The sequence below is a fragment of the Sporosarcina sp. ZBG7A genome, from assembly GCF_000813425.1.
In the GTDB taxonomy this organism is placed as follows: domain Bacteria; phylum Bacillota; class Bacilli; order Bacillales_A; family Planococcaceae; genus Sporosarcina.
The window spans coordinates 22998-34254 of record NZ_JWIB01000036.1; the positions used below are offsets into that span (position 1 = coordinate 22998).

Here is an 11257-nt window from a genome sequence, read left to right on the forward strand (position 1 = left end):
AGGGGTAATTTAAAGTTAATTGAATTAGAATAAGGAGGGATTTCCTTGATTGCTTTAAAGAGTAAGATTGAAGGTAAGATGGTCATCTACGGAAATGCACTGAAGCTATTTAAAGAAGCAGGCATGGATATAGGTGGCGGCTGGAAATACGATCATGGTATGTTTGACACGATTTTGTATCAGCGAGAAGAAACAACAATTTATTTAAGGGTTCCTTTTACAGTTCTGCAAGGTGAACTCGATTCACCCAATACGATTATTCGATTCCAAACACCATTTGTCATTAAACACGTTATGAATATCGGTTTGGACGATGAAGATAGTCCATCTATGACCGTTGCTGGATTGGAACAATTCCAGGCTCCACAGGACCCAGATGCCCCTATCGACAGACAACATGAGTTCGCGATTGACGCGCAGACGAAGCTCGATGAGATTGCTGAAGACGTCCTGTTTGCTTCTATTTAAGAACGAGCCTACATACATTATTACTTCCCTAGGAAAACTGCCTCTCTTGCTGTATTGGCAGTTTTTTTATGGAGTTATCCCTTGCTTTGAGTCAGTTCATGAAACCGCTCAAATGCTTCCTGTTCATCAAATGTACTGAACCAGACATAGTCTTCCATATCCAATACTCTAAAATGTTGGCTGATCAGATTTTGCTGGATTCTAAAGTCTCTTTTAGTTTCTACTTCCTTCCACCAAACTTTCCCTCCAAGTGTCTTACCTTTCGGACGATCCAATCCATTGTGGGCAATTGTACGGATGACTTCTAATGGTGCATCTCCCAAAAGCGATTGGATGATTTCACTATCGGAAAATAATGCAACGATCGCTACAACTACTGTCCAACTAGCAGTTGTACGATTTTTTTCTATTTGAACAAGCGTTTTCTTGGATATGCCTAAAATAGATGCCATGGTTTCTTGTGAATAGCCAGCTTCAGTTCGGATGAGGATGGCACGGTGCGAAATTTGTTCTATAAGTTGTTCTGGGTTCATGGGAACTCCCCCTATATATAATAGTGTAATACTACACTTATCGCGACAACTTTACAAAATAACTGTTTATCTAGGCAACTTGTTTGTCCCATTTCCGTCTTGTTACCAACGAACGAATGAGAAAATTGGGTACTTGGAAATGGAGCGATTCAGATGAAAAAGGGGAAACGTCTATTGTTTGTGATGATTATTGGTTTTTTCATAATTTTCGCATGGTGGTTCGCAACTGGCCATGCGATGAAAGAAGCACAAAATAAGCGAGCTGATGGGAATTATTCGATTGCAGTCGTCCTCGGTGCAAAAGTAAATGGAACGACACCTTCACTTGCACTCAGATATCGGTTAGAGGCTGCTCTTTCATATGCAGAAAGCCATCCGAATGTAACGCTCGTTCTTTCCGGAGGACAAGGGGCCGATGAAGGCATTAGCGAAGCACAAGCCATGGTGAATTATTTATCAGCACAGGGGTTTCCTGAAAACCGCATGATTGTTGAAGACCAATCCACTTCCACATATGAAAACCTAGTCAACACTAAGAAACTACTTCCTCAAGATGTGACAGGTATCACGATAATCACTAGTGATTACCACTTAGCACGTGCCGGGTATCTTGCTGAAAAAGTAGGATATGACTGGGATGCCATCCCCGCCAAAACGCCAAAAGTAGTGGAAGCCAAAGTTCGATTCCGTGAGCGGCTTGCCCTATTGAAAACTTGGATTGTTGGGAAATAAATAAGGGAATCACCTTCTGTAAGATAGTTACACTTTCTCCTCCAGTAGATACTTCCTCACATTTATTTTTGCAAACGAGTAACGCCACTATAATTAAAACTTTCGAAAAACATATTCTCCTCTGAATTTTACTATGATAGCCTTAGGAAGTGTCACTAGTAAAAAGGGGAGGTATGGGCAATGCGCTTACTTACAAGATGGTCAAATACCATCATGGAAAGATATTTACCAGATCCGTACATATTTGTAGCAATACTCACACTCGTTGTATTTGGATTAGGACTTGGGTTAACAGATTCAGGACCACTCGATATGGTCGTCTATTGGGGAGACGGTTTCTGGGGGCTACTTTCATTTACGATGCAAATGGTAATTGTGCTCGTGGCTGGACATGTTTTAGCAAGCAGCCCGCTATTTAAAAAGGGACTGAGCAGCTTAGCGAGTCTGGCGAAGTCATCGGGTTCTGCAATCATTTTAGTTACAGTTGTTTCTTTAATTGCCTGCTGGATTAACTGGGGATTCGGCTTAGTTATAGGTGCCCTGTTTGCAAAAGAAATTGCAAAGAAAGTTAAGACAGTCGATTATCGTTTACTGATTGCTAGCGCTTACTCTGGTTTCATTGTCTGGCATGGTGGGCTTGGTGGTTCAATCCCACTTTCCATCGCAACAGCTGATCATCCATTTGCAGACATAATGGGAGTTGTTCCAACATCTGAGACTATCTTTTCTACGTATAATCTCATCATTGTTGGAATTCTTTTTTTAACACTGCCCATTTTGAATCGGTTCATGATGCCGAAACCGGAAGAAACGGTAGCAGTTGAACCGGCACTTTTGGAAGATGAACTAATTGTAGAAGAAATCACTGAACAAACACCTGCTTCACGCTTGGAAAACAGCTGGATTCTCTCCATGGTCATTGGTGCTATGGGGCTTGTCTATTTAGTTCATCACTTCGCTGTGAATGGTTTCGACTTGAATTTGAATATCGTGAACTTGATATTCTTCATACTAGGAATCATCTTCCACGGTACACCTAAACTCTTCCTTGCAGCAGTTGCCAATGCTGTAAAAACAGCTGGCGGCATTATTATTCAGTTTCCATTCTATGCTGGGATTATGGGCATGATGGTCACTTCTGGATTAGCTGGAGTTATTTCTGAAGGATTCGTTAATATTTCGACTACAGCTACATTCCCACTATTCTCATTCTATGCAGCTGGAATCGTTAACTTCTTTGTCCCCTCTGGCGGCGGACAATGGGCTGTTCAGGCGCCAATTATGTTGGATGCGGCTCAGCAGTTAGGTGTCAGCTATTCTAAAACTGCAATGGCAATCGCTTGGGGAGACGCATGGACGAATATGATTCAACCGTTTTGGGCACTTCCTGCACTGGCAATTGCAGGACTTCGTGCTAAAGACATTATGGGCTACTGTGTATTCGTTCTTGTGCTCAGTGGCATCGTTATTAGTGTCGGTCTATACTTCTTCTGATTAGTTTCTGACATGAACAAAAAAGAGGCACCACTTCGTTCATAATCGAACGAAATGGTGCCTCTTCCTTTAGTCATCCTTTTAAGGAGGACCCCCAATGATTGGAGTAGAACTACTCCGAAGGGATTAGCATGGAGGTCGACTCTTGCGAACAACAAGCGAAGTGTTGAGTGTATATCTTTGTACTGATCAACAATCCCTTAGGAAACAGCTTATTTTAAAAATTGTTCTTCAAAATGTTTCAGTTGGTAATCTAAAGTTAGAGAATCGTTAAACATAAACGCGTTTCCATCCACTTCAATTACATGGCCACTCTTCACAGCTGGCATTTCTTTATATAGTTCTGTCTCTTGATAGGAATTATCTTGGTCATTGTATTTACTTACAACCAAGTAGTCCCCAACATAGTCAGATAATACTTCAGAAGAAATCATGTAGTATCCTTCTTTACTTGTCATTCCCTTTACTTTTCCAGGCATTTTAAGACCCATTGCTTGATAAAGAACCTCTGTCCCTCTTCCCCAACTATTGCCGAGAATACCTATATCTTTATCGTAACTTTCCATTACAGTCACCGTTGAATTTTCGCCAACTTTTGCTTTAATTTCATTTCCTACAGTAGTTGCACGTTTTTTGAAGTCATTAATCCAGTCTTGAGCTTCTTTTTCTTTGTTTACCAATTTACCAATTTCTAAATGCTGTGTTAAATAATCGACTTTATTATACGTATAGGTTACAGTTGGGGCAATTTTTTTCATTCTATCTAGGTTATTATTATCACTGCCTCCAATAATTAAATCTGGTTTTAATTCAATAATTTTTTCTAGATCCTCATCTGAAACAGTTGTAACGTCTTTTAACTGATCTTTAAATAACGGACTTCCCTTAGACCATTCGTCCACCCCTACGATATTGATGCCAAGTGCGATTAAGTCACCTGCATTACCAGTTAAAACAACTACTCTTTTCGGATGAGCGGGTACTTCAATAGGTCCGCTTTCAGATTGATATGTAATTGTTTCACTTTCATTCTCTTTATTTGCATCCCCTGCCGCCTGATTCTTTGTGCTATTGCCACAGGCACTAATAATAAGAACGCACATTAACATAAATGGTATTATTAATTTTTTCAATTTATGATTCTCCTTTATATTTGTTATCATCTTCCACATGATAATGATAATCATTCCCATTTAAAATAATAGTCTCCTTTTAATTTCTTGTCAATAGCTTCTTAAACTAAATTCCCCATTTCTACGGGCGTTTGCTCACAATATCTTGGACAGAGAATATTTTGGAGAACTATCAATCGTCCTATACGCTTGAAAATTAGATACAAAAATAGCCTTGTTAAAAATAATTTAACAAGGCTACTTTAACTATCTTCTTTTACAATGCTAATTTGTTGAAGTAGAAAATGGGCTCAACGCCAAAATCTGTTCTTGCAAATTTTCTAGACATTCACCATGCAGGATTGTAGCGGAAAGCGTCCGCCTGAAGCGAAAATCCTATAGAGGTTTCTTGCAGTCAAGCACATGTTTTTGTGGAGAATCAGAAAATATCGTTAATAAACTTCTTGATTGATTTCTTGTTTCCACAACAGAATTTCATTAGCAACTTTTTCAGGATAGTCCCAATGAAGGTGGTGTTGAGTGTTTTCTATACCTATTACTTTTAATACTTTAATGCCTTTTTTAATTTCCTGTACTCCCGTTTTCCGGGCTGAATCTGTTGGTTCAATTGTGGCATGAAGTAATAAAACAGGACACTGAATACTGTCAAAAGTGGTTGAACAAGGTTCTTTATAGAATGCCTTAATAATCGCTAAAATACTGAAAACATCCGCCTTAAATACATAGTTATCTTTAACTTTTTTAAAGCTGGATGCGATTAATGAATCAAGATTTGTATCCCATTGCTTTGTTGTGTAACTTTGGTATTCTTTGGCCACTTCGTCCCAAGAACCATATATGCTGGATTCAACATATTGCTTCCAATCTATCAAGGCTTTTTCCTCTGTCAGTCCATCAACATGTTCAGGAAAAGCATATCCACCATCTAATAAAATAACTCCATTTACCTTGGCCTGCGACACTTTTGCTACGTGTAGGCAAATGTCTGCCCCCCACGAATGTCCCAACATGTAAAAAGGTTTATTCGTGATCTTTTGTATTACGTGATAAATACTATTTGCTAAAGAGGAAAACAAATAGTCCTCCTCCAGTTTAAGTGAGTCAGTTTCACCATGTCCTGGGTTATCTATAAGAATAAGATGAAAATCATTTATTAGGTATTCAATAAGCCCAGAAAAACTATTTAAATCACCAGTCATTCCGTGCAGACACACAAGTGAAGGAAGGCTGTTATCACCAATTTCACATCCGTGAAAAGTATTGCCATCTACAGCTATTTGAAACTTCTTCAATTCTATTCCTCCCCCACAATTTCACCTTTTTTGTTGTATTCTTTAATTTGTTTACTTCCAGCTAATATCCCGTTTGTTGAAGGACAAGCAATATCATGGTACCACATTTGTCCATATAACAAATGTCCTCTCTTATCATTTAAGAAAGGACGATCCGAGAGTCATTTCGACTTGTTGGATCGTCCTTTTTTATATTAGCTATTCAGATATTCTTTCACTGCTTGTGATACCACTTTACCTTCAGCGCTACCTGCTGTTTCTTTCATCATCTGACCAACGACTTGGCCCATAGAACTTTCTTTGCTAATCCCAAGTTTGGCGATGAGTTCTTTTACTTCCTCTACAGAAAGTTGCTTTGGTAAATAGTGCTCAATAATCGTGATTTTTTCAGTTTCTGCTGCAACAATATCTTCACGATTCGCTTTTTGACCTTCTTCTAGAGACTGTTTGGTTTGTTTAAGCTCACGTTGAACCACTTTCAACTCTTCCTCTTCCGTCAATTCACGCTTAAGATCGAGCTCTTGGTTTTGAATACCTGCTCGTAGTAAATTAATAACACCTTTTTTAACGGTGTCCTTTTCTTTCATCGCTGTTTTCATATCAGCCATTAATGTCTTTTTCAGTTCTGACATTTCAATCCCTCATTTCAGAAATTACGTTCTCTCCTAGTATACAAAAAAACTCTCGATACCACACTCACCATGCCTTCACGGTTACATTCCGGGAAAAAGAGTGGAAACTTCACTATCAAAAACTGCACAAAGAAGCTCGGACCAGGAATAGTCCGAGCTTCTTTGTGCTATTATCGCGCAAGTCTCTTTTCAACATCATCCACAATCTCTTGAACCGAGTTTCCCTCGATACTAACAATAGGGAAATCATATTGGTCTACATTGACATCACTCAATGCACGTATTACACCGAAATCATAACCACTTACTTTTTCGTCTGATTCAAACATTTTCACTTCATGTCCTTTTTCCTCAAGTGCTTGTTTCACATCATCAAATGGTTTTTCAACTGCAATTTTAGCCATTATACGTTCCTCCTCTTAATAGTATTGTTCATATTTTGCTAATACTCGTATCATTCCTTTCAGGTGCCAAACTAAACTTGTCCATTCTAAAGAACTCCCTATCCATTCACCTATATCACTCTACTATGACCTATTGACGAGGTTCATGTTCAATCGCATCGGGTATTCTTCTTAAGACGATTCGATAAGGAAGTGAGCCATTCTTGTTTGGGATTTCAGATTTAATCGCTCTTGTTATTTCAGCTTTTATTATATTGCCTGTTGTAGTGTTCATACGTGAATTTGGGTATTTGTCTGTTACTCTGCTGTTCGGTGTGAAAAACCCTAGAATCACAGTCGGCTCTGGCCCGAGAATTTTCAAATTCTGGATTTTTGATATTCGTAAATACTACCATTTGTACAGTTGGTTTTCATTCGATGATATTAAACGAAAGAGCAACTTTTCGTATATTATGATCTACGCTGCGCCGATTCTAGCAAATGTTGTCGTTGCTCTAACGCTGAATACTTTAATAGCGAACGGATTCTTACAAGACCAACTCAGGTTTTGGAATCGATTCATATTTTATGTGTTTTTCTATGTATTGTTCGATGCTATTCCTATGCTGATTACAAATGGCAAACCGAATAATGGAATGATTATCTACGAGCTCATCCGGTATGGTAAACGAGTTGACTATAATAAGGATGAAATTATTCCCTCTACGAAACAAGTAGATGAAGAGTACGAAGAAGAAATGAAAAAGATTGAAAAAATGCACGAGGAAATTGAACACTTAAAAGCAGGTAACGACGAAAACCCCACTCCAGAACCACAAGTTGTTGGGAATGAGATTCAAGAAGATTTCAAAGAAACTGCAGAGGTCAAGGCTAAAGAAGAGTTAGCAAATGAACATGAAGAAATCGAGAAAAAGGAAGGAACCTGAATTAGCAGGCTCCTTCCTTTTTTATGGTCTCACCATAATATGTTCTCCGTTCACATCACGTTCTTCAATAAATTTAAAACCTAACTTTTCATACAGTCGGACAGCACCCTCATTTTCAGGATAGACGCTTAGGAAAATAGGTTGCTCACCATATTCTTGTATCACGGTTTCGATAAGTTTTTTCATGAAATCTGTACCAAGGCCTCGTCCTTGAAACTGTTCATCAATGAGCAGTCGGTCAATCCACAACCTTCCTTGTGGACCTTCCCCTTTGAAAAAACCATACATAGCAAATCCAACAAGTTCCTCGTTGGCATAGAGCCCAACTGGTTTAAATTCCTGCCATTCCAAAGAATCTTCCAGACATTCGTAAGGTGTTTCTATATAATCTTTTTGTGACTGGGCAACTTTCAATCCGAGGATTTCCCGATAGTTCGTTGCCGTTACGTCATGAATTTCTAGATTCACGACTATTCAACCCTTTCTGTTGCACCGCATAAGGAAATTATGCTTATGTGCATTACATCTGACTGGACGTCACTTCTCAACGTTAGGTTTCATACGTTCGTCTTCTATCCGAATTAGCTCAAATTCATCAGCCGTTTCAAGCAACATACTTAGAATAATTTTGTTTTCTAGAATAGGCTCACTCAATAATGAGGCATGTAATTGTTCAATTAACGCTGAATAAGACGTACCTGTTGACCAGCATGCCTCAATTCGTTCTAGTATCTCTACCGATTCTAGAGAGATTTCTTCATTCATGCCGTGTACTTCTTTCCACATCAGTAGTTCGTAGAGCGTATTGCTCACCAGTCTTCTTGAAGCAAATAATTCATCCGTTACATCTGTACCTGCTGCTTGTAGGTTAACACGCGCCCGCTCCTCAACCATCGTGCTAATGATTAACAAGTTTTTCATACTATGGCTACCGACCGCGGCATTCCCATTAATAGCGTCCTTCGCTTCTTTAAGCATTTCACTCAATATGTCATTCGACATTTTACCCAAATGGACATTTGCATCTGATAGTTTATACGGGAATACGAAACGATTGATAAGTAATGCAATGCAGACACCCGCTAATACCATGAATAGACGTTCAACTGTTAAGAACTGAGTTTCCCCAGTAATGAGGACAACCGAACCAATCGCAGAGAACGTTACTAAGATTGTGCTGTAACGATAGACTTTTACATAACTCATCAAATATCCGGCAAACAACAACAACCCTGTTCGTACTGTTGTGTTCTGGAAGATGGAGAAAATAATCCATACGAGAATGCCTCCAACGATCGTCGCAAAAATACGGTCTCGCATCTTTTTGTGGGATTGTTCATAAAACGGAATGATGACCGACAACACGGTGAACATCATCCATCTACCTTCTGCTAAATTGAAGAAGTCCATTAAGAAACCTGTAATTGCAATACCTGTCGCCATACGAATTGCATATGACATTTTTAGCGACGATACATGGTGTGGTGCTGAATTCAGGGTGAATTTCTTGAACTTCAATGGAATCTCTTCAATTTTACGAGTGATTTTACGTTTTTCAGGTGCTAATTGTTGGAGCGCGAGAAGACTATCCGTCAGGTAGTCGATATTGTTTAGCAGTCTCAATTGCATGGAGGACTGCGGAGGATTTGTGCGATAGCTATCCATCACTTCTTCAGACGCTTTACTTAGTTCAGCTGCATCAATATCTTTTGAATCCGCTTCCACTGCTTTGGTTAAAATCATTCGCACATCTTGAATAACTTGGCCCTCTGCATGTCGTGGTTCTAATGAATCTAGAAGCGTATCAATTTTTTCAAGTGCAGCTGTGATATTTAATCGAAGTCTTCCCTCTTCAGTAAGGTAGTAATCCTCTTCGCGTTGGTCATAGATCATGGAACGAAGTGAGCCAATCGATTTCCGAATTGCCGTATCCACTTCAATGGTAACTTCTCCTGCAATCTTCTTATCGATTTTCTCGAGTAGAGAGCTGCAGACACTTTTGACAATCGGATCTCCATTTTTAGAGATTCGCTTACGATTCGCAATCATTTGCAATGCCATAATTGAAATAGCACCAACTACAAGCCCTGCTAAGCGAAGTGGTAATTCATCACCTGTTACCGGGGTAGCTAGTAGAAATAAGTATTGAAGTGAAAATGGTAAGTACAATGGATTTTTCAAGTTAAAAATCAGGGTGTAGCTGATGATGAACATCATCACAAAGTGGATTGGTACAGCTGTCCACACCGAGAATCCAGCAGCAAATGCGGCAATTCCCGTCAATAAGTTTAATCCTGCGAATTTAATCGTGTTCTGTACTGGGTGGATAGTCAGGTCACGTTCAAGTAGCATGAGCATCGCAGTAATTGTGGAAACACCTATCAAGATATTGTTTTGTCCAAACAATGCTCCAAATAGTAAAATGTACGCCATCATTCCAACAAACAAAAGAGTATTCCCTATAATTTTCTTCTTTGTCATCGATTCTTTCATTCCTTTTCAAATCCGGTAATTAGGGATCATGTTGATTTTTTACTTTAACATTAAAACACTTTTCTCGCTATCAGATGCACTTGATACAATTTAAACAACTTCAGGACTTAAGACTTTTTACTTTTGCAGTACGGAAGTATCATCTTCAGCTTTACTGAAACTCTATTGAAAAAGAACCGTATTATACACAGCATACCCAATTAGGAGGCACTCTACATATGAAGAAAACTGTTCTTTTGCTACTTATACTTCTTTTACTTTCAGCCTGTAGTCCAGATAGAGATACTTTGCAGAAAGAAAACACCGCTGACGCAAATGCAGCTAAAGAAAAATCAGAACAATCACGTAATAACGAAGAAGAAACTATACCACCTTCTTCTAAAGAAACTGCGGATAGCGAGACATCTGATGAAGACCAAGATGAAGACGGAGATTTGTATGCCTTAGCGAAAATACAAACGGTTGAGATTCCATCTGTCTATGACAAGGAGGGGAATTTTCCTCATAATCTTACCCAAGAAGAATATGAAAAGTTATCCAAAGAACAAGGAATTGTCCGCTATGCACTTGACGATCATCCGATCAGAGGTATTACGAACCAAGGCGGTAAGGTAACTAATGTAACTAATTTAACGGATGCTTTGATCGACATTGCAGAAAGTCGTGCTTATCAATTACCAGATTCGGCAGTCCCTGAAGCCTATCAATTATTTTTACAAACACGAGCTGACGAATTCGCTAATACTCCAGATTCCCAATATCGCACATGGGAGGAAGCGACCAACCTAGAGCGAGGCATCATGCAAATTGTTCTTCTGATTGCCCCTTCTCTAAATGATCTTGGATACCTCATTGAGAATGACGAATTTGAACACCCTGTGTTTCCAATCATTCAAGAGGATTTTTTCAACCTCGGATCTCCGACTGTTTTAGTTCCAGGACCACAGACCGGAACAGATCTGGCACTATTTGAGGAAATGATGAAAATGAAATCGATGTGGGAAGAACTTGGAAAATTTGAACACCCTTCCGAAAACAAGGAAGCGTTTGAAGAAGTGTACAAAACACTTCGTAGTGAAACAAATAACTTAATCGTTCGTGTCAATTACGCACTTACTGAGTAATGAACCAAAAAAAATCCCGCTTTGCA

General features: G+C 39.1%; 12 protein-coding genes. 5 read left to right on the forward strand and 7 right to left on the reverse strand.

Annotation, left to right across the window (positions count from 1 at the left end; translation table 11 throughout):
- The first annotated feature begins 45 nt into the window (after nt 1–45).
- On the forward strand, nt 46–468 hold the full coding sequence (locus RL70_RS13300; RefSeq protein ID WP_039043887.1) for a YugN family protein: 423 nt from the start codon (nt 46–48) through the stop codon (nt 466–468).
- A gap of 74 nt (nt 469–542) precedes the next feature.
- On the opposite strand, the gene RL70_RS13305 is transcribed toward RL70_RS13300, so the two are convergent.
- Complete coding sequence (locus RL70_RS13305) at nt 543–1001, reverse strand: helix-turn-helix transcriptional regulator (RefSeq protein ID WP_039043888.1); 459 nt, start codon at nt 999–1001, stop codon at nt 543–545.
- Between the two features lie 153 nt (nt 1002–1154).
- On the opposite strand from RL70_RS13305, the gene RL70_RS13310 reads away from it, so the two are divergent.
- Nucleotides 1155–1733 carry a YdcF family protein gene (locus tag RL70_RS13310; RefSeq protein ID WP_039043889.1) on the forward strand — a complete coding sequence of 193 codons (579 nt, stop codon included), beginning with the start codon at nt 1155–1157 and terminating at the stop codon, nt 1731–1733.
- 180 nt (nt 1734–1913) lie between these two features.
- On the forward strand, nt 1914–3227 hold the full coding sequence (locus tag RL70_RS13315; protein WP_039043890.1) for a short-chain fatty acid transporter: 1314 nt from the start codon (nt 1914–1916) through the stop codon (nt 3225–3227).
- A 212-nt stretch (nt 3228–3439) separates the two neighbouring features.
- Here RL70_RS13315 and RL70_RS13320 read toward each other — a convergent pair whose 3' ends face one another.
- From RL70_RS13320 to RL70_RS13335, 4 genes are all read right to left on the reverse strand, one after another.
- A complete protein-coding gene (locus tag RL70_RS13320) occupies nt 3440–4360 on the reverse strand; it encodes an iron-hydroxamate ABC transporter substrate-binding protein (RefSeq protein ID WP_039043901.1) in 921 nt (306 codons plus the stop codon).
- 431 nt (nt 4361–4791) lie between these two features.
- Nucleotides 4792–5652 (reverse strand): alpha/beta fold hydrolase, encoded by an 861-nt coding sequence (locus RL70_RS13325; protein ID WP_052245971.1) that lies wholly within the window; start codon nt 5650–5652, stop codon nt 4792–4794.
- A 194-nt stretch (nt 5653–5846) separates the two neighbouring features.
- Entirely contained in the window at nt 5847–6284 is a 438-nt protein-coding gene (locus RL70_RS13330; RefSeq protein WP_039043891.1) for a GatB/YqeY domain-containing protein, read from the reverse strand.
- Between the two features lie 170 nt (nt 6285–6454).
- Nucleotides 6455–6688, reverse strand: coding sequence for a YkuS family protein (locus RL70_RS13335; RefSeq protein ID WP_039043892.1), 234 nt, complete (start codon nt 6686–6688; stop codon nt 6455–6457).
- Nucleotides 6689–6891: 203 nt separating this feature from the next.
- On the opposite strand from RL70_RS13335, the gene RL70_RS13340 reads away from it, so the two are divergent.
- On the forward strand, nt 6892–7614 hold the full coding sequence (locus RL70_RS13340; RefSeq protein WP_039043893.1) for a hypothetical protein: 723 nt from the start codon (nt 6892–6894) through the stop codon (nt 7612–7614).
- A 21-nt stretch (nt 7615–7635) separates the two neighbouring features.
- Here the strand turns inward: RL70_RS13340 and RL70_RS13345 are convergent, their stop codons facing one another.
- Both RL70_RS13345 and RL70_RS13350 read right to left on the reverse strand, forming a co-directional pair.
- A complete protein-coding gene (locus tag RL70_RS13345; RefSeq protein ID WP_039043894.1) occupies nt 7636–8082 on the reverse strand; it encodes an N-acetyltransferase in 447 nt (148 codons plus the stop codon).
- A 69-nt stretch (nt 8083–8151) separates the two neighbouring features.
- Complete coding sequence (locus RL70_RS13350; protein WP_039043895.1) at nt 8152–10095, reverse strand: FUSC family protein; 1944 nt, start codon at nt 10093–10095, stop codon at nt 8152–8154.
- A gap of 230 nt (nt 10096–10325) precedes the next feature.
- Here RL70_RS13350 and RL70_RS13355 point away from each other — a divergent pair, with 230 nt between their 5' ends.
- Nucleotides 10326–11231, forward strand: coding sequence for a hypothetical protein (locus RL70_RS13355; RefSeq protein ID WP_039043896.1), 906 nt, complete (start codon nt 10326–10328; stop codon nt 11229–11231).
- Nucleotides 11232–11257 lie beyond the last annotated feature (26 nt).